The sequence below is a fragment of the Corynebacterium vitaeruminis genome (assembly GCF_001054325.1).
Taxonomy (GTDB): domain Bacteria; phylum Actinomycetota; class Actinomycetes; order Mycobacteriales; family Mycobacteriaceae; genus Corynebacterium; species Corynebacterium vitaeruminis_A.
This window is the reverse complement of the sequence record NZ_JVVM01000017.1, coordinates 23837-43129: the sequence shown is the minus strand read 5'-3', so window position 1 is coordinate 43129 and position 19293 is coordinate 23837. Positions and strand designations below refer to the sequence as shown.

16 protein-coding genes and 2 tRNA genes are annotated in these 19293 nt (G+C 59.2%); 10 read left to right on the top strand and 8 right to left on the bottom strand.

The features are described 5' to 3' along the window. Positions 1–64: 64 nt before the first annotated feature. Positions 65–140, bottom strand: a tRNA-Glu gene (locus ADA16_RS04220). A 200-nt stretch (positions 141–340) separates the two neighbouring features. On the opposite strand from ADA16_RS04220, the gene ADA16_RS04215 reads away from it, so the two are divergent. After that, the gene (locus ADA16_RS04215) at positions 341–871 is read left to right on the top strand and encodes an NUDIX hydrolase (RefSeq protein WP_048759459.1); all 531 of its coding nucleotides are present in this window, start codon (positions 341–343) and stop codon (positions 869–871) included. A 248-nt stretch (positions 872–1119) separates the two neighbouring features. Here the strand turns inward: ADA16_RS04215 and ADA16_RS04210 are convergent. Continuing rightward, positions 1120–1192, bottom strand: a tRNA-Lys gene (locus tag ADA16_RS04210). A gap of 202 nt (positions 1193–1394) precedes the next feature. On the opposite strand from ADA16_RS04210, the gene ADA16_RS04205 reads away from it, so the two are divergent. From ADA16_RS04205 to phoU, 6 genes are all read left to right on the top strand, one after another. Then, positions 1395–2984: a cytochrome ubiquinol oxidase subunit I gene (locus ADA16_RS04205; protein WP_048759455.1), complete on the top strand. Its 1590-nt coding sequence runs from the start codon at positions 1395–1397 to the stop codon at positions 2982–2984. 19 nt (positions 2985–3003) lie between these two features. Continuing rightward, the gene (gene cydB, locus ADA16_RS04200; protein WP_048759453.1) at positions 3004–4017 is read left to right on the top strand and encodes a cytochrome d ubiquinol oxidase subunit II; all 1014 of its coding nucleotides are present in this window, start codon (positions 3004–3006) and stop codon (positions 4015–4017) included. 32 nt (positions 4018–4049) lie between these two features. Then, on the top strand, positions 4050–5600 hold the full coding sequence (locus tag ADA16_RS04195) for an ABC transporter ATP-binding protein/permease (RefSeq protein WP_082150648.1): 1551 nt from the start codon (positions 4050–4052) through the stop codon (positions 5598–5600). Continuing rightward, entirely contained in the window at positions 5597–7384 is a 1788-nt protein-coding gene (cydC, locus tag ADA16_RS04190) for a thiol reductant ABC exporter subunit CydC (protein ID WP_048759451.1), read from the top strand. Before ADA16_RS04195 ends, cydC begins: the two co-directional genes overlap by 4 nt. 131 nt (positions 7385–7515) lie before the next feature. After that, positions 7516–8673 carry a tRNA dihydrouridine synthase DusB gene (gene dusB, locus ADA16_RS04185; RefSeq protein ID WP_048759481.1) on the top strand — a complete coding sequence of 386 codons (1158 nt, stop codon included), beginning with the start codon at positions 7516–7518 and terminating at the stop codon, positions 8671–8673. 110 nt (positions 8674–8783) lie between these two features. Further along, entirely contained in the window at positions 8784–9512 is a 729-nt protein-coding gene (gene phoU / locus ADA16_RS04180; RefSeq protein ID WP_048759450.1) for a phosphate signaling complex protein PhoU, read from the top strand. A gap of 394 nt (positions 9513–9906) precedes the next feature. Here the strand turns inward: phoU and pstB are convergent, their stop codons facing one another. The 5 genes from pstB to mshD form a co-directional block, all read right to left on the bottom strand. Next, complete coding sequence (gene pstB, locus ADA16_RS04175) at positions 9907–10683, bottom strand: phosphate ABC transporter ATP-binding protein PstB (RefSeq protein ID WP_048759447.1); 777 nt, start codon at positions 10681–10683, stop codon at positions 9907–9909. A gap of 48 nt (positions 10684–10731) precedes the next feature. Next, positions 10732–11625: a phosphate ABC transporter permease PstA gene (gene pstA / locus ADA16_RS04170; protein WP_048759480.1), complete on the bottom strand. Its 894-nt coding sequence runs from the start codon at positions 11623–11625 to the stop codon at positions 10732–10734. A gap of 77 nt (positions 11626–11702) precedes the next feature. Further along, positions 11703–12746 (bottom strand): phosphate ABC transporter permease subunit PstC, encoded by a 1044-nt coding sequence (gene pstC, locus ADA16_RS04165; RefSeq protein ID WP_048759439.1) that lies wholly within the window; start codon positions 12744–12746, stop codon positions 11703–11705. 237 nt (positions 12747–12983) lie between these two features. Further along, positions 12984–14081, bottom strand: coding sequence for a phosphate ABC transporter substrate-binding protein PstS (pstS, locus tag ADA16_RS04160; protein ID WP_048759438.1), 1098 nt, complete (start codon positions 14079–14081; stop codon positions 12984–12986). Between the two features lie 344 nt (positions 14082–14425). Continuing rightward, the gene (mshD, locus tag ADA16_RS04155) at positions 14426–15334 is read right to left on the bottom strand and encodes a mycothiol synthase (RefSeq protein WP_048759437.1); all 909 of its coding nucleotides are present in this window, start codon (positions 15332–15334) and stop codon (positions 14426–14428) included. Between the two features lie 80 nt (positions 15335–15414). On the opposite strand from mshD, the gene ADA16_RS04150 reads away from it, so the two are divergent. Beyond that, positions 15415–16272, top strand: a complete 858-nt coding sequence (locus ADA16_RS04150; RefSeq protein WP_048759436.1) for a DUF2993 domain-containing protein — start codon at positions 15415–15417, stop codon at positions 16270–16272. 105 nt (positions 16273–16377) lie between these two features. Next, positions 16378–17058 (top strand): FABP family protein, encoded by a 681-nt coding sequence (locus ADA16_RS04145; protein WP_048759435.1) that lies wholly within the window; start codon positions 16378–16380, stop codon positions 17056–17058. Between the two features lie 34 nt (positions 17059–17092). Here ADA16_RS04145 and ADA16_RS04140 read toward each other — a convergent pair whose 3' ends face one another. After that, positions 17093–17980 carry an aminodeoxychorismate lyase gene (locus ADA16_RS04140; RefSeq protein ID WP_048759433.1) on the bottom strand — a complete coding sequence of 296 codons (888 nt, stop codon included), beginning with the start codon at positions 17978–17980 and terminating at the stop codon, positions 17093–17095. A gap of 53 nt (positions 17981–18033) precedes the next feature. Between ADA16_RS04140 and ADA16_RS04135 the strand changes: the two genes are divergently transcribed. Next, positions 18034–19215 (top strand): YgfZ/GcvT domain-containing protein, encoded by a 1182-nt coding sequence (locus ADA16_RS04135; RefSeq protein WP_239659335.1) that lies wholly within the window; start codon positions 18034–18036, stop codon positions 19213–19215. Positions 19216–19293: the final 78 nt, after the last annotated feature.

Below are 19293 nucleotides of genomic sequence, written 5' to 3'. Positions count from 1 at the left end.
CGACCTCCGCCGTGACAGGGCGGCGCGCTAACCAACTGCGCCACAGGGCCATTGTGTTTTTTAGTGGTACTCCCAACGGGATTCGAACCCGTGTTGCCGCCGTGAAAGGGCGGAGTCCTAGGCCTCTAGACGATGGGAGCCCGACTTGACGCTGCAAGAGAGCGTGCCACCATGTGGCAAATCTGCGTGCAACTGCAATACATTCACATTGCATTTGCGCGCGCTCTTGGCAACGTAAAGAACTATAGAGGATAAGTACCCTTTTCCCAAAATCCACGGCTGAACTGGAATTTCTTACTATTTCCGAGAGCACTACTAGCGCTCCGATAAGCTCATCACTATGGCAACTCCGGATTTCATTGTTCAGCTCCGCGAAAAAGTGGGCCACGCTCCGCTCTGGCTCCCCGGCGTCACGGCTATCGTCATTCGCGATGTTCCGCCGAATGCACCAATGTACGCCCTGCCCGAGGTCTTGCTGGTTCGTCGCTCAGATAATGGCGAATGGACTCCGGTCACCGGAATCATCGACCCGAACGAACAGCCTCACGACGCTGCCGTGCGCGAGGTAAAGGAAGAAACGGGACTCGATGTCACGGTCGAAGCACTGCTCGGCACTGGTGCCGTTGGCCCTGTCGAGTACCCAAATGGCGATGTCACCTCATATGTGGATGTCGCCATGCGCTGCAGCGTTGTCGGCGATGATGTCCCATATGTCGCTGATGACGAATCGACCGAAGTCGGATGGTTCCAGATTTCACAGATGCCACCTATGAAGCCGCGCTTCCGCCTGATCGTCGCCGATGCTGTCGCGCAGCTCAAGCACCCGGCGGGCTTTAAGCCGCGCATGGGCTACCACAAGCGAGAGAAGTAGCATGCCGCAGCGGGTGACGTCGTAAAACGTTGGCTTAGCGCGCCGCCCTCCGGAGATTTTCGAGCTTTTTTCTCGTATCTCGCTGAATTTGTGCCCCAATGCGTGCCCAATATGCGCCCCTTTCCCCGGGCACTCGGGCGACTAATACACCCCGGGCAAGTTACTGCGAAAAACGCCCTGAACAGGGAACAAAAAGGGAACAGCCCCCGGTAGTCGAACTATGAAAGTCCACCTACCAGGGGCTTTCGTGGGCCCTGCGGGGCTCGAACCCGCGACCTGCGGATTAAAAGTCCGTAGCTCTACCAACTGAGCTAAAGGCCCGCGCAAGAAAATAGCCTAGCAATTGCGCGCTTGTTTTTAATAATTGCCCCTCGAGAGTCGACTAGTTCACACCCAGGAACTTTTTGTTTCTCCTATCCGACTGAACTAGTAAGCAGGAATACTGCGGACACTTGATGCAAACTTCGGTAAACCCAAACGGAGTACACGCATCTTTTATGTCTACTTATTCAGTCGAGGAAACATGAATGTCGTCGATATATCTCGTTGGCAATTTGGCATAACCACCGTCTACCACTTCATTTTTGTCCCGCTCACGATTGGCCTTGCCCCGCTGGTCGCACTCATGCAGACGCTGTGGGCCACGACGAAAAACGATGTTTGGTACCGCGCGACACGGTTTTTCGGCACCATCTTCATCATTAACTTCGCCATGGGTGTGGCCACGGGCATCGTCCAGGAATTCCAGTTCGGTATGAACTGGTCGGAGTACTCCCGCATGATTGGTGATGTCTTCGGCGGTCCACTGGCACTGGAAGGTCTCATCGCGTTTTTCCTGGAATCCACTTTCCTGGGCCTGTGGATTTTCGGCTGGGGTCGTATCCCCACCTGGATGCACACGCTCTCGATTTGGATTGTTGCCATTGCGGTGAATATCTCGGCGTACTTCATCATTGTCGCCAATTCGTTCATGCAGCACCCTGTAGGTGCGGTTTACAACCCAGAAACCGGCCGCGCTGAGTTAACGGACTTGGGCGCGCTGTTGACCAACTCCACCGCCTTGGCAGCTTTTCCGCATGCCGTGGCCAGCTCTTTCCTCACCGCCGGCACGCTTGTTGTCGGCGTCAGCGGCTGGTGGTTGGTTCAGAGCCGCCGCGGTGGTCAGCGCGATAATGTCCACGAGTGCACGTTCCGCAAGGCTATGAAGGTCGGGCTCTGGACTACTGTGCTCAGCTCACTGGCCGTGTTTATCACCGGCGATATCCAAGCCAAGCTCATGTTCGAGCAGCAGCCGATGAAGATGGCTTCGGCCGAGTCCCTGTGCCACACGCAGACGGATCCGATGTTCTCGGTTCTGACCGTCGGCACGCACAACAATTGTGATTCAGTGCTGCACCTTATCGAGGTACCGTGGGTGCTGCCGTTCCTGGCGCAAGGAAAGTTCAGTGGCGTCACGCTCCAGGGCGTGCAGGATCTGCAGGAAAAGGCTGAGGCGCTCTTCGGCCCGGGAACTTATTCCCCGAACTTGTTCGTCACGTATTGGTCTTTCCGCGCCATGATTGGCCTGATGGTCGGTTCGCTGGCCATCGCGTTTTTCGCCTGGCTGTTTACTCGCAAGGGGCGCGTGCCGACGGGCAAGCGAGCCCGCATTTTCGCTACTTGCAGCATCCTTGCAATTCCGTTCCCGTTCCTGGCCAGTAGCGCTGGCTGGATCTTTACGGAAATGGGCCGTCAGCCTTGGATTGTGCACCCCAACCCGGATCACATCGGAGATCCGCGCACGGAACTGCTGCGCATGACCGTCGATATGGGTGTGTCCGACCATGCACCGGCGACGGTGATTATCACTCTGGCGGGCTTTACCCTGCTCTACCTGATTTTGGCAGTGGTGTGGTTCTGGTTGATTCGCCGCGCAGTTATTGCCGGACCGCCAACCGAATCCGCTGAGGCAATCAACGCCATCGGCAATGACCCCGAGCACGCTGGTCCATCGTCGCCAATCGCTACCGATCTGGGCGCAATCGTCTCGTCCCCGGTTCGATTCAACAAGGTCCATGCCCAGTCCGCTGCCGGCCCCGACTCCGAAGTCTCCGCGACTGAGGACACAAAGTAGATAAGGATGTACCTCTGACATGTTCGGATTAGATCTTCCCGTTTTGTGGTTTATCCTGATCGCGTTCCTCTTCGCTGGCTACTTCTTGCTCGAGGGCTTTGACTTCGGCGTCGGAATGCTGTTGCCGTTCATTGGCCGCGATGAACCGCGTCGCAAAGCGATGCTCGGCACTATCGGGCCGGTGTGGGACGGCAACGAAGTGTGGCTAATTACCGCAGGTGGCGCGCTTTTCGCAGCTTTTCCAGAGTGGTATGCATCCATGTTTTCCGGCTTCTACCTGCCGCTCTTCCTGATCCTGGTGGCGCTAATTGTCCGTATTGTCGGGCTGGAATGGCGCTCCAAGGTCAACGATGAGGGCTGGCGCGCCTGGTGTGACCGGGCGATTATCTTCGGCTCCTGGCTGCCGCCGATTCTGTGGGGCGTGGCCGTGGCCAACCTGGTGCGTGGTGTACCGCTGAACGCCGACAAGAACCTGGACTCCGGTTTTAGTGCCCTGCTGGGGTTGCTGAACCCGTACGCCCTGGTTGGTGGCATCGCGTTTGCGGCTGTGTTTGCGCTTCACGCGGTGACTTTCCTGCGGCTGAAGACCGCCGGCAAGCTACGCGACGAGGTCGGCAATGCGGCTCGAATTCCCGCCCTGTCGGCGCTGATTTTCGGTGGCGCGTTCCTCATCTGGACACAGCTGGTCTATGGAAAGACCTGGCTGTGGGCTGTTGTGGTCATCGCAGTAGCAGGTTTGGTCATTTCCATCTCCGCAACCGTGGCCAACCGCGACGGCATCGCTTTCACCGCCACCGCCATCGCCGTTATTGCCGTCACGACCGTTGTCTTCGGCGCTATGTACCCGTATCTGATGCCGACGACGCTTGCCGACGGCGTCTCCCTCGATATCTGGAATTCCGCCTCTAACCCCTACACGCTGAAAATCATGACCTGGACCGCGCTGGTGATTACCCCACTGGTGATTGCCTACCAGGCGTGGACATACTGGGTATTCCGCAAGCGACTGATGGCTGAGCGTAAGGTCTCGTAGCCGTCTGTCCGTTGGAGGTTAGTTTCTAAAAAGTGGCTCCTGTCGATCCGAAACTCTTCAAGCTGTCAGCCCCAGCGTGGCGTTGGGTCATTTTCGCGGGTGCACTGACTGCCGCGAGCACAGGTGCCACAATCGCGTTGGGGCTGGCCATTGGCACTATTACAGCGCAGGTTCTGGGCGAGGCGACTCCGAACTGGACAGTGTTTGCGCTGGTAGCAACCGCGTCCGTGCTAGTTCGGGTGGCCTGCTCCTACGCCCTGGTGCGCTTCGGCCAATCAGCTGGCGCACGTGTGGCAACAGACCTGCGCAGCCGTGCGCTGCGAGCCCTAGCTCTGCGCGACCCCCGCACGGTCGACACCGCACACTGGCGCGCGCTGCTTTCGGTCGGGCTCGATGGCGTGGCCGTCTACGTGGCGGAATTCCTCCCCGCGCTGGTGGCCGCAGCACTGGCTACCCCGATGGCCCTGGCCGCGGTCGCGTGGTTGGACCTCCCGTCGTTTGCCATCGCGGTTGTTACGCTGCCCCTAATTCCGCTGTTCATGTGGCTGGTGGGCCGCCTCACTGAGGGGCGCACAGAACGCCGCCTGGCCGATATCGGTACAGTGCGCGGCCAGATTCTCGACCTCGTCGTAGGCCTGCCGACTCTCAAAGCACACACCATGGCCGATGCCCCCAGCGAGGAAATCAAGCGTCTGTCGACCCGCCACCGGAAGTCCACCATGGAGGTCCTGCGCATCGCCTTCCTGTCCGCGTCGGTTCTGGAATTCCTCACGACCCTGTCAATTGCCCTCATCGCCGTCGGCATCGGATTCCGGCTCCTGGGAGGCCACATGACACTGGCCACTGGCCTGGCAGTGCTCATCATCGCCCCGGAAATCTATGGCCCCGTGCGCCAGGTTGGTCAGAAGTTCCACGCAGCTCAGGACGGTGTCGTCGCTGCCACCGAGGTCACGGAACTGCTGGCCAAGGACGCCAACCAGACTCCGAACTCCACAGACACCACCTCTGAAGCTGTGGAGGGGGCGACCGAAGGGACGTCGTCAAGCAGTGCTCCCAGTGCCCCCACGGTCGTGTTCGAGCACCTTTCTGCACCGGGGCGAGACGGCGTGCGGCCCAGTAATCTAAGCGCCATCGCGCGGCCCGGCGCGGTAACCGTGCTGGCAGGACCGAACGGCGTGGGCAAGACGACAGCGCTACTCGCGGTCGCCGAAATTGTGCACGAGGACCTGGAGGGTTCCGTAACTATCCGCGACGGCAAGCGCATGCTCCACGGTCAGGACCTGCTGCAGCGCATCGCGTGGCTGCCCCAGCGGCCCATCCTGGACGCGGCGGCGGTCGGCGATAATTCGCGGCGCTCGCTCGGGCAACGTCAGCGGGAGGCGCTTCGGCGCGAGCTTGCCGACGACACCCGCGACCTCGTCCTCCTCGATGAACCGACGGCCCACTTGGATGCCGACAGTGCACAGTCCGTGATTAGAATCCTGCGCACACGTGCCCGACGCGGAGCCACGGTGATTGCCACCAGCCATGATCCGCTACTGATTGCGGCGGCCGACGACGTGGTGGAGGTGCAGTCGCGATGACTATCCTGCAAGCGCTTCGTCGACTGGTGAGCCCCCGCGACCTGGTGTGGCCAGTGTTGGCGGGCACCATCACGCTGCTGTCCGCACTGAGCCTGACCGTGGTGTCGGCGTGGCTGATTACGCGTTCCTGGCAGAAGCCGCCGCTGATGGACATCACTCTGGCGGTTACATCTGTGCGCGCGCTGGGTATTTCGCGAGCTGCGTTCCGATACCTCGACCGGCTGGTCTCCCATGATGTAGCGTTGCGTACCGCCGAGCGCTCCCGGGTGAAACTGTGGGAGCATTTCGTGGGCGATCGCACGCTGGCGCTGCGTGAGCGTTCCGATATTGTCACGGCGCTGGGCACGAATATTGACGCGCTTGCCGATGTCGTCGTGCGCTCAATCGTGCCCGCGCTTGTGGCGTTTATGACCTCGCTCATCGCCATTATCTTCGTAGCGCTGCTCTCCCCCACCACTGCGGTTCTCCTGGCAGTGGGGCTGTTTCTCGCAGGCGGGGTTGCGCCCTACCTGACATATCGTGCCACTGCGCACTCGAGTAAGCGTCGCACGGTCGCACTGCAAGCGCATGCCGGTGCCGTCGAGACGCTGCTTTCCGACGCCGCGGGTCTGCATATCCACGGTCAATTGGATGAGGCAGTCTCTGCCGCCTCGGCCTCCAGTAAGAAGGTTGCGGCCATCGATGACGCCACTGGCCGGGCAAATGCCCGTGCCTCAGCGCTGAGCACCGCGGCCAGCGTGCTGACGGCTGTCCTCACCGTGGTCGTCGCCTCGTGGTTGGTGACGGCCTCTGCCGCGGGCACCGGGGGCTCTGGGGGCGCCGGGGTCAGTTTGGTGCACTCCCCCGAGTGGCTGACGGTTCTGGTTCTGGTGCCGCTGGCTGCTTTTGAGTCAGTTGGCCCGTTACCAGCTGCGGCGCAGACGCTGGCGCAATCGCGCGAAGCATTGCTGATGCTCGCCTCGAATACAGGCGACTCAGCTGAGGCAGATATTGCTGCGGTGAATACACCGGCTGAAAAGGGCACACCAGCGCCCACGTCCATGCGGCCCCAAAGCCAGCTGACACTCCAGCCCACGCTACAGGTAAAAGACTTGATTGTGGGCTACCCCGACGACCACAGTTCGAACATCACGGACGGGACCGCTGCCCAGCCAGCGCATGCCGCAGCATCCCAGCCAGCTCAATTGCCGATGCAAAACTTCGAGGTCACCTTTGGCGGATATCGGGAAATCACGGCGCCGTCGGGAAGCGGAAAAACTACGTTGCTGAAAACCATCGCCGGGCTGATGCCGCCAGTTGCGGGCACGGTTGTTGTCGCCGACGGAGACGGCCGTGAGCTGTGGCGCAGTGAAGCAAGTGCCGGGAAGGCTCACGAAAGTATTCACCCATGCGACCTGGTGCGCTTCATCGCCGAGGACGAGCACATTTTCGCCACCACGGTGCGGGACAACATCTCCATTGGCAACCCGCAGGTCAGCGATGATGTCATCTACTCCGTACTGGATGCCGTAGGCTTGCGCGAATGGGTCAACGCCGCACCCGCCGGCCTGGACACGATTCTGGACAGCGGCGCGGACAGTCTCTCGGGTGGTCAGCGACGAAGGCTCATCCTCACCCGCGCGCTGGTCAGCACAGCGCCGATTCTGCTTCTCGACGAACCCACCGAGCACCTCGACGAGGACTCGAACCGCATCCTGGAGCTTCTCCGCAACACCACCGAGCTCCCCGGCGGGAGGGGCCGCCGAACGGTGGTCGTCGTCAGGCATCCGCGCACGCAGCGCTAACCGACCGATCCAATCAGCCTGCCAAAACAGATTCGAAAACGGCAGTTCAGCGTGACACAATACTGTACGTGTTAGATACCTCCACGAGTCCACTCAGTGCCGCCACGCCCGCCGATGCCACGTCCTCGCACATGCACATCGGCCCCTTTGAACTCGCCTCCCCTGTGGTACTCGCACCGATGGCCGGTATCACCAACGTGGCATTCCGCACCCTGTGCCGCGAGCAGGAGCTGCAGCGCACAGGCACAGTCTCCGGCCTCTACGTCTGCGAGATGGTCACCGCGCGTGCGCTGGTCGAACGCAACGAGAAGACCATGCACATGACCACCTTCGCGCCCGACGAGAACCCGCGCAGCCTGCAGCTCTACACCACCGATCCAAAATGGACCTACGAAGCTGCGAAGATGATCGTCGACGAAGACCTCGCCGACCACATCGATATGAACTTCGGCTGCCCGGTACCAAAGGTCACTCGCAAGGGCGGCGGCTCGGCCCTGCCGTATAAGCGCCGCCTCTTCGGCAACATCGTCGCTGCTGCGGTTAAGGCCACGGAGGGCACCGACATCCCGGTGACAGTGAAATTCCGCGTCGGTATCGACGACGAACACCACACGCACCTCGACGCCGGTCGCATTGCCGCCGAGATGGGTGCCAAGGCTGTGGCTCTGCACGCCCGCACGGCAGCGCAGCGCTACTCCGGTCACGCAGACTGGTCGCAGATTGCGCGACTGAAGGAGCACATGGTCGACTCCGGCTTCAGCAATATCCCGGTGCTTGGCAACGGCGATATCTTCGCCTCCACCGATGCCCGCAAAATGCTCGACGAGACCGGCTGCGACGGTGTCGTCGTCGGTCGCGGCTGCCTTGGTCGCCCGTGGCTGTTCGCGCAGCTATCCGCCGAGCTGCGTGGCGAAGAAGTGCCACCGGCACCAACTTTTGGTGAGGTCGCGGGGATTATCCGTCGTCACGCGGAACTGCTCGTGGAGCATGAAGGCGAACGCAAGGGCTGCCGTGACCTGCGCAAGCACATCGCTTGGTACCTGCGCGGATACCCCGCCGGCGGTGAGGTCCGTAAGGCTCTCGCGCGCGTCGATTCGCTGGCAACGCTCGACGATATTCTCGCACCGCTTTACGACGGCCCCAGCGCCCACATCCTCCCGGAGGACGCTGACGGTGCCCGTGGCCGACAGGGTTCCCCTGCAAAGGTGGTTTTGCCGGAGGGCTGGCTGGACGATCCTGAGGACGACACCGTGCCCGAGGGCGCGGAAATTATGCACTCCGGTGGCTAAATCTCGATTTTGAACAATTGCCTTGGGCAAATCGGCGAGGGTAATTGGGGGCTCCCCACTATTGAGCGACTATCGCGCGAGCTTGCCGGACATTGCCTAATATGTAACGCATGCGCACTGTCTACCGAGAACAAATGGACAACTTGGCCCACAGCCTGATTGTGATGTGTGACCGAGTTGGATCCATGCACAAGCTTGCGAACAAGGCCCTCTTTGAGGCTGATTTAGTCTCGGCTGAAACCGTTCTTTCCCAGATTGATTCTCTCGAGGACCTGCGCCAGGATGCGGAGCGGCGAGCCTTTGAGCTGTTGGCACGCGAAGCTCCTGTAGCTGGTGACCTCCGGCAGATTGTCAGTGGTCTCTACATTGTTGAGGACATCTCCCGCATGGGCGCGTTGAGTGTGCATATTGCCAACGTTGCCCGGCGTCGCCACCCGAACAAGGCACTGCCGGAGCCCGTGGAGGGATTTTTCCGCGAGATGGCCACTGTATCTGAGCAGATGACGCACGAAACCCGTCAGGTGCTCATCGACTACAACGTTGACCAGGCATTGGCCCTGGACAAGACCGATGACAGCATCGACGACATCCACCAGCACCTGTTTACGCTGACCAACGACGATAATTGGCCACACACCCCTGCGCAGACGGTGGATGTCACCCTGCTTAGCCGCTTCTACGAGCGCTATGCGGATCACGCGGTCGAGGTTGCTGCCCGGATCGTTTACTTGGCCACCGGCTACAAGCGAGATGTCTACTTGGACAAGCTTGAGGACGAGCGCGACCAGCGCAGCTTTAACCAACGCCTGCAGGCCTTGGAGCGTCACCTGCGGATGTAGGTTGCTGGGGCTGTAAGGATGGGGTCGGGTTGAGACCACGTTGGGGCCAAGGTTGAGGCGGGCTGGGGGCGCATTGGGGCCGAGCTGGAGCCGGTTTTTAGGCCAACCCGGACCAAACACCGTCCCCTCCCGAGAAAGTGATTAAGTTTATAGCACTTGAACGCCATTTACTCGCAATATAGTGTCATAAACTGTGTCAGTAACTGCTTGCCCCGCCACAAACCGCTCGCGCGACTAAGCAACCGCCTGGCAAAACACGTACGCGCTCTAGCAGTCGCGCAACAAAAAGCCCAGCACCTCACCTGGACAATGGCGAAGTGCTGGGCTTTTGCCTCTTTGTTTATTTGGCTTGATCAGTGCGAGATTCGCACCTTTCTTTAACCGAAGCCACGATTTAGCCGAAACGACCGGAGATGTAGTCCTCGGTTTCCTTCTTATCCGGGTTCTCGAAGATCTTCTTGGTCGGACCAACCTCGACCAGGCGACCCGGCTTACCGGTTGCCTCGAGGGAGAAGAAAGCGGTCTGATCGGACACACGAGCAGCCTGCTGCATGTTGTGGGTCACAATGACGATGGTGAATTCTTCCTTCAGCTCGTGAATCAGGTCCTCGATAGCCAGGGTGGAAATCGGGTCCAGCGCGGAACACGGCTCGTCCATCAGCAGAACTTCTGGCTCGACTGCAATAGCGCGAGCGATGCAGAGACGCTGCTGCTGACCACCGGAGAGGCCACCGCCCGGCTTGTCCAGGCGGTCCTTGACCTCATCCCAGAGGTTGGCACCACGCAGGGACTTCTCGGCCACCTCCTGGAGATGAGCCTTGTTCTTAACACCAGACAGCTTCAGACCAGCCACGACATTGTCCTCGATGGACATGGTCGGGAACGGGTTCGGACGCTGGAACACCATACCGATGGTGTTACGAACAGAGACCGGATCAATCTTCGGGCCATAGATGTTTTCCCCGTCGAGAAGCACCTCACCGGTGACGTAGGCACCTGGGATGACCTCGTGCATACGGTTCAGCGAACGGAGCACGGTGGACTTACCACAACCGGACGGGCCGATGAATGCGGTGACGGAACGCGGTGGGACATGCAGGTTGACTTCCTGCACGGCGTGAAAGTCACCGTAGTAGATGTTGACATCGTTAAGGTCTAGGCGCTTAGCCATGGTCTTTCAAAAACCTTCCTTGAAATAGCGGACGTTAGGCGCCCAGAATTAACTGCTCTTGACAGAGAACTTGGCGGATACGAAGCGCGCCAGGATATTGATGAGGGCAATGATGAGAACCAGCGTGAGCGCTGCGCCCCACATCTTGTCGAATGCCGCACCGGTATTACCGGCCTTGTACATGTCCAGCATGAACAGTGGTAGCGAGGACTGCGACTGGCCAAACGGGTTGTAGGTAATGATTCGCGAGGTTGCAACCAGGATCAGCATCGGCGCGGACTCACCCATCACGCGGGCCACGGCCAGCATGACACCGGTGACAATGCCCGACAGCGCGGTCGGAAGCACAATCTTCAAAATGGTCTTCCACTTTGGAACACCCAGCGCGTAGGAGGCCTCACGCAGCTCGTGAGGAACGATGCGCAGCATTTCCTCCGTGTTGCGGACGACGATTGGCAGCATCAGCAGAACCAAAGCCAGCGACACCGCGAAGCCCGAACGGCTCATGCCGAACATGACCACCCACATCGAGTAGATGAACAGCGAAGCGACAATCGACGGCACACCGGAGAGAATGTCGACCATGAAGGTGGTGATCTTACCCAGGCGGGAGTTTCCTGCGTATTCGACCAAGTAGATTGCGACGAAGATACCGAACGGCACGGTCATGATGGTCGTGACCAGGGCCTGGATCAAGGTACCTACGATTGCGTGAGCAACACCACCAGCATCCGCACCAACGGTGACACCGCGCTGGGAGGCGGACCACCACTCACCGCTCAGCAGCGATGGAGTTCCTCGAACGACAAGCTCGAACAGAACCCACACCAGTGGAATTAAGGCAAGAGCCATGCAGAGGTAAATCAAGACGGTGGAAACGTTGTCCGTCACCTTGCGGGAACCCTTGATTTCAGTGAATGCCGACTCGGAGGTGGGAACCATATCGGCGGGGCCGTGAGGTGAAGAATCAGTAGTTGAACTAGTCATTGTTACTTCTCGTTTCTTTTCCTACGACCTTGCTACTTCTTCGCAATCAGTCGAGCTGCGGAGTTGACCACGAAGGTCAAAAGGAACAGCACCAAACCTGCGGACATGTAAGCGCCGGCCTTGAGGTTGTCATTGAACTCCGGTGCCGCGTTAGCAATTGCAGTCGCGAAGGTGGTACCACCGTCGAAAAGCGAACCGCGGAATGCCGAGGACGGGGAGATCACGAGGTACAGGGCCATAGTCTCACCGAGCGCACGACCCAGACCCAGCATCGAGCCGGAGATAAAACCGGAGCGTCCGAACGGGAGAATGGCCAGCTTGACCATCTCCCAGCGGGTAGCGCCGAGAGCCAGCGATGCCTCAATGTGTCCACGTGGGGTCTGAACGAAGACCTCACGGGTGGTAGCGGCGATAACCGGCAGAATCATAATTGCCAGCACAATGCCACCGGTAAAGAGATTTCGACCGGTTTCGAAAGCCGGCGAGTTCGGGTACACGGCAAAGATCGGGATGAAGCCCAATGTATTAGCCAGCCAGCCGTAAAGACCGGCCAGGGCCGGACCGAGGGCCATAAAGCCCCACAGGCCGTAAACAATCGACGGCACTGCAGCCAGCAGGTCCACGAGGTAACCCAGCGGCTTGACCAGCTTCTTTGGGGCATAAGCGGTCAGGAAGATGGCGATACCCAGCGCAACCGGCATAGCCAGAACCAGCGCCAGGATGGAAACCGCGACGGTCACCAGGAACATGTTCGGAATACCGAAGTACATGGCGGAGGTGTCCGCCAGGTCCCATCGTTCGGTGTAGGTGAAGAAGTTCGCTTCGTTACGGGAAAGCGCCGGAACTGCACGCAAAAGCAGGAACACTGCAATTGCGATAATGGAAGCAGTCACCAATGCTGAAGACCCCACAGCCAAAATCTTGAAGATTCGGTCACCAGGTCGAACAACGCCGGTCTGAATGGCTTGTTCTTCCGAGCTCTCGTCGCCGGAGGAATCCACCTGCGGTGCTGAGGACTGCAACAGACTGCTGTCTACAGCCTCCTGCTTCCCGTCAATGGGAGTCGAGGAACTCATGATCTCATTTCCTAAGTAGAAGTGATTTGTGCTTCAACGCACATGAAGACCGATTGGCCTCAGTACCCTTTACAAGCGGTACATAATCAACTGAGGTGTCGATTTATATAGCCAACCGGTCTACATCAGATTTTTCGGCCTACAGCTCAAACCTGCGTGGCCGGCTGAAGTTATCCTCGCGCCAACTGAGGCAACAACAGAGCTTGCTCTGCAATCACCCGCGTTGCACGCAACGGATTACTTGATAGCGTCAACAGCTGCGGACAGCTTGTCCTTGAACTCACCCTGAACCGGGATGTAGCCCAACTCTTCGAGCTCCGGACCCTGACCCTCTTCCAGAACAATCTTCAGGAAGTTCTTAACTAGGTCACGAGTCTGCTCGTCGTAACCAGCGGAGCAGACAATCTCGTAGGTGGTCAGAACCAGCGGGTAAGCGCCCTCTTCATCCATTGCGAACAGAGCATCGGTGTCAACAACCATGTTGTGACCCTCAGTCTCGAACGTGACGGAATCCAGAGCCTTACCAACGGTGTCGTTGTTCAGCTCAACCGGGCCGTGGCCAAAGTCCATCTTGGCAATACCCAGATTCTTGTCCTCAGCGAAGCCAGCCTCGACGTAGGTGATAGCACCGTCGATGTTGGAGACCTCGTTAACAACACCAGCCGAGCCGTTGGCACCCTGGCCCGTAGCGGTCGGGAAGGACTTGGAAGCCTCGTGCTTCCACTGCTCCGGGGCAGCAGCGCTCAGGAACTTCATGAAGTTATCAGTAGTACCGGACTCCTCAGAGCGGTAGACAACCTTGATGTCCTTCTCCGGAAGATCGACGCCTTCGTTGGCCTCAGCAATCTTCGGGTCATTCCACTTGGTGATCTTGCCGTCGAAGATCTCGGCAACCAGAGCCGGGGTCAGAGCGACATCGACGCCCTCGAGGTTGTAAGCAACTGCGACCGGACCGATAACCATCGGCAGGTGCCACGCTTCGTTGCCCTCGCAGCGCTTCTTAGCCTCCGCGATCTGGTCCTTGCCGTCCTTCTCCTTCAGCGGAGAGTCGGAGCCAGCGAAAGCGACAGTGCCAGCGATGAACTGAGTCTGGCCGGAACCCGAGCCAGATGCGTTGTATGACAGGGTCGAACCAGTCTCTTCGAACTTGGTGGCAAACAGGTCCATAGCGCGCTGCTGCGAGGTAGCACCCTCACCCTGCAGCTCACCGGTGACGTCAGCCAGACCCTCAACGTTAGAAGCGCCTTCTCCGCCCTCTTCAGAGCAAGCTGCCAAGGTAAGGCTTGCAACAGCGGCCAGGCCAATTACGGATGCCGCACGGTTCTTCTTCAGCACAGTAAATCCTCCGGGAGTTAACACGTTTGAGTGAAACAGTTCTCGTGGAACCGCCACACTCCGGTCCACTGAGCCGAAGTTATCCGGTGATAGTAACCGGAACCTGTTCGGGACATTAACAATTGGTGAACGACGCAAGTAATTCTTTAATTTTTCTCATTTCCCCTGTAAGAAACCCTGAAACATGCCCATGGAATTCTGAATTTAGGCTAAGCGTGCCCCTTTCAAGCCCGGACCAACGAGCGACCGACATCTAAAAACTGTCGAAAACCTGAGACCAGCCTAAGCCCCTCCCGATTGCCTCGCTTGCCCAACGCTTTTCAATCCCCCCAAAAAATGCCCCCTTACGCGCCGTACATCACATCGCGGCGCGCTACCTCAAAACCGACCGCACGATACGTACGCACTGCCGGTGCATTGTCGCCTTCAACGTAGAGAATTACCTTCTCCGCTCCCCGATTCCGGAGATGGGAAAGACCAACATTGGTCAACCATCGCCCGATACCACGCCCGCGCGCCTTCGAACTCAGCCCAATCACATACACCTCACCTGTCGGTACCGACTCCTCGGCGTGCCACTTCGTCCAGTGGAAACCGCAAATTTCCTCTGCACTGTCGCTCACTCCGGCCACATCCGCAGCAAAGAACACGCCCTCCGGATCGAACCACTGCGTATCCCTTGCGCGATCGAGTTGCGGCTGCGACCATCCGCCCTGCTCCGGGTGCCAGTCAAACGCCTCATTATTCACGGCCAACCACGCCCGATCCACCGCTGCCGCACCCCACTTTGCCCGTGCCCCAGTCAGGGTCAGTGCTTCAACATCATCACGCTTATCGACGTCCCCCGCGACCTTCTCCAACGCCGAACCCGAAATGGCCATCTGCAACAGCTCGCGGACGACCTTTCGTCCCGTCAGCTCTGCCAAGCGGCTGGCACCGGCGACATCACCGTGAGCCCACATGGGCAGACGCTCGCCCACCTCGGCATCAATGTGCGCAAGCAACTTCGCTCCCACTCCTCGCCTGCGAAATTCCGGGTCAACGACCATTTCCATGGCATCCGGAGCAACTGCTGCCAGGCCCAAGTAACGGTCGTTGTCAACAATCGCAAAGTGTCGATGCCCGAAGGAGTCGTCGTCAAGCCCTCGGACGAAAGCCTCGCCGAACGCCTCCACGCCGTCAACAGAGTGGGCGCGCTGCAGCAGCGTGCTGGCGGCGGTAGCGTCTACGTCAAGCAGTTCGGTTACGTTCATACGCCCCACCCTATACACAGCAGCGGATTCAACACTTGCCGATGTCGTCTGCGCCAAAAGCAATGGGGTACTAATAGAGTGTGTCCATTTCCCGACGACAGAAGAAAATCGGTGGCTCAATCCTCGCCGTTGCCGCACTGGTGATTGCCACCGACATGGGTTTCGCCAGCCACGCGGAGTACAGACTCTCCGAGCATATTCAAGAGACTGCGCAGCTGGAGATGACTCCATATGTCGCCATTGGCGGCAAGGCGTACTTGTCGTCGTTTATTACGGGTAAGTGGAGCTCTGTAACTTCGCGCATCCGCGACGTAGAGGTGCCCGACTTCGGCCTGGTGTCTCTGGAGTACGGTGCGTCCAACGTCAAGATTCCAACATCGGCTGTACTCAGCGGCGATTTTCCGGAGTCCCCGACGAAGCAGTACTTCACCAAGCTCTCGCTCGACGGGGTCTCTCTGGGCAATAAGCTGGGGCTGACAGACTTGAGCATCCAGAGCTTGAAAGACTCCTCCCCCACCGGAGGCTGGGAGACCGAGGCCCTCTTCGAAGCCACACCACCTGGATGGCAGGCGAAGGCTCAGGTTGCTGCCAAGTTGCGCATTGTCCGTCGCGACGTAATCATCACACCGCTGGAGATTATCTCCGCACCTTCTTCCCCGACAGATGCCAAGAGTCACAGCAAACCTGAGCTGTCTAAGGCTGATACGCAGCACATTATGGACACCTTCGCCCTGACACTGCGGGATTCAGATATACCGATGGGCATGCCAGCGACTCGTGTATACGTGTCTGGCGGTTCTGTCGCCATCGAGGGCGAACAGATTCTGTGCACCGTGTCGGCGACAAACTTCATGCCACCGACGTCTAGGCAAGACGCGGAGGCAGCGGCTCATTCTGTGGAGCAGCTACCGGAGAAGAACTGTCGAGTGCGTCGCTAGGGCCGTCGTCAAGCATCGCCGTGAAAGCATCGTTGCTGCAGCATTAGCGCCGTTCGCGAACAGCCCTTACATGGCCGCCCGAGAGTCAGCGGTAGAGTATGGGGCATGACCGAGAACAATGGCAGCAACCAGACAGATGCCGCTGCACAGGAGCCTGCGGCTGCGGCAGCACCTCGCCTCGACGGCAACGAGGCCATCAACCGCGCAGCTGAGCAGGCCAAGAGCACCGCTACGCGCAACATCACTGAGCTTGAGGGGCTCCCTATCCCCGACGAGACCGCAAATCTGCGCTTCGGCCCGAACATCCACGACGGCCTGCTGGCACTTCTGCCACTCGTCGGCGTGTGGCGCGGTGAGGGGCAGGCGAACACTGTCGTCGACGGCGAGTACAACTTCGGCCAGCAGCTCATTTTCAGCCACGATGGCGAGAACTACCTAAAGTATGAGTCGCGCATCTGGAAGCTGGATGAAGACGGCAAGCCAACCGGACCTGACCAGCGCGAAACCGGATTCTGGCGGATCAACGACGAAGACGAGATTGAGTTCATCTGCGTCCACTCCACCGGCGTCACCGAGATTTACTACGGCAAACCAGTCTCCGAGCGCGCATGGGAACTGCAAGCGGCCTCCACAATGGTCACCGCAACCGGTCCGGCATCGCTCGGCCCGGGCAAGCGCCTCTATGGCCTGATGCCGAACAACGATCTCGGGTGGGTGGACGAGCGCCTGCGGGATGACGAGTTCGTCCCCCGCATGTCCGCGCAGCTCAAGCGCTACGCCGGCTAGGTTCTCCCCGCTTTACGACGGGCGCTGTGTAACCCTATTGCGTCGCCAGCGCCTCGTCGCACAGATCGCGGAACTCCTTTTCCGCGGCTGCGTCCGGCTGGCGGATGGGCTCGCCGTCGATGGACTTAACCACGACCGCGATACGCACCGACGACACCAGCCATACCGCATCGGCGGTGAATAAATCCCCTGGCACCAGGATCGTCGGTGTGACTTTCCACCCGCAATTGGCCGCTGTTTCAAATAGCGCCGCCTGAGTCGTGCCCGGCAGCACTCCTTCACCGGGGTTGGGAGTCAGCAATTCCTTGCCACGCTGAACAATGATGGTCGATGTCGGCCCTTCCAAGAGGTTACCCTCTGCGGAGGTGAAGATAACATCGTCAAAACCCTTGGACTTGGCATAGCGCAAAGCGGCCATATTCGCCGCGTAGGAAAGGGTCTTCGCACCAATAAGAGCCCACGGCGCACGGGAGCCAAGGTCGAGCGAGAAACCGCGCTCTGCAAGCATGACCGACACCGGCTTCAGGCGGTTCTCCGCCACCTTCTCGGCAGAGCTTGCCAAAACGTAGCCAGTCGGTTTTCCGGTGGACTCACGACCACGCGAGTAAACCCACCGCAACGTTGCATCCCCCTCAATTGACCTAGCACGCAGCTCCCGCAACGCAACATCGGTCGCCGCCCGCCACTGATCCAGGTCCGGGGTGGGCAAATCGAGCATCAGTGCCGAGGATGCGAACCGCTTCTCATGCCGGTCTGTATTACAGGTACGACCACCTCTGACCAGTAGAGTTTCAAAAACCCCGTCACCGCGAATAGCCCCGAGATCATCCGCATAGAGGAACGGCTGTCCTGCTTCGACAGCAACCGGACCACCGTCTGCGAAGACGTCGATAAGCACTAGAGAAGAAAGCGAATCCGTCATACCTCCAAGCTTAATCCATGCTAATTTCAAGGATTTCTGGTTAACATAAGGGAGTGAGTGTTGAGTATGTAAGTCCTTTGATGTCTCACGTGGCTGGCGCCGCTGCTCTCGAATCGGCTCGGCGGACGGAAACTTTGGAGAACGTCCCAGAGAAAGCCTCCGGGGGAACCTCAGAGACAAACTCTGAGCAAACCACAGGGCAAGCCAGCGTGGCATGGCACTACGGCCAACCGCTGGTAGAGCAACGTCACCTGCAGGAGGACTGCGGAGTAGTAGATCGCTCTTACTACCGCGTTATTGAGATTACTGGCGAGGATCGCCTGACCTACCTCAACACACTTTTTTCCCAGAAGGTCGATGATGCCGCCCCCGGCACGGTCACTGAAGCACTGAACCTGGATGCTAACGGTCACGTTCTCCACCACATGACGCTAACTATTCTGGATGAGTCCGTGCTTATCGACGTGCCCCCTGCCGGCTTCGACTCCCTGCTGAAGTACCTGAACATGATGGTGTTCTGGTCCAAGGTGGAAATTGCAGAGGTAGAGCGAGCGGTAATTTCCGTCATGGGGCCGAAAGCCCCTGAGGTCCTGGTAGCCGCCGGCCTCGCATTTCCGCAGGTAGGTATGGCCACGACAGTGGGACATTCCTACGTCCGGCACCTGCCGTGGCCACGAGGCGGGCGTGTGGATGTGCTCGTGCGCCGACAGGATTTGGTCGGAGCCTGGGACGCACTGGTCACTGCCGGCGCTGCTCCAGTGGGGCTGATGGGCTGGGAAGCCGAGCGGGTAGTTTCCCTGCGCCCAGAGTTGGGGCTCGACATAGATGAGAAGATGATTCCTCACGAGGCTCCACGTTGGATTGCCTCTGAATTCGACACCGCTGCCGTGCATCTGGAAAAGGGTTGCTACCGCGGCCAAGAAACGGTATCGCGCGTCCATAATGTTGGTCGTTCCCCACGAGTTTTGGTGATGCTACAGCTCGATGGCTCAGCTACCCTGCCGGAAACCGGTGATTCGGTGATGATGGGCAAGCGCGCAGTAGGACGTGTGGGCACCGTCGTGCAGCATGCCGACTACGGCCCGATCGCTTTGGCTCTGCTGAAGCGCTCAGCCCAGGAGCGTGACGGACTTGTTGTGGGCGACTGCGCCGTGTCCGTCGACCCCTCCTCCATCGACCGTGTCGAACAGCTGCCGCCGGGCCGCGTGGCCATCAACCGCCTCCGCGGGAAATAGGTAACGGAAAATAGGTAAAGCCACCAGACAGAGTGGTGAAAAAATAACTTTTTCCATTCTTTTTCAGAAAGGCTATTT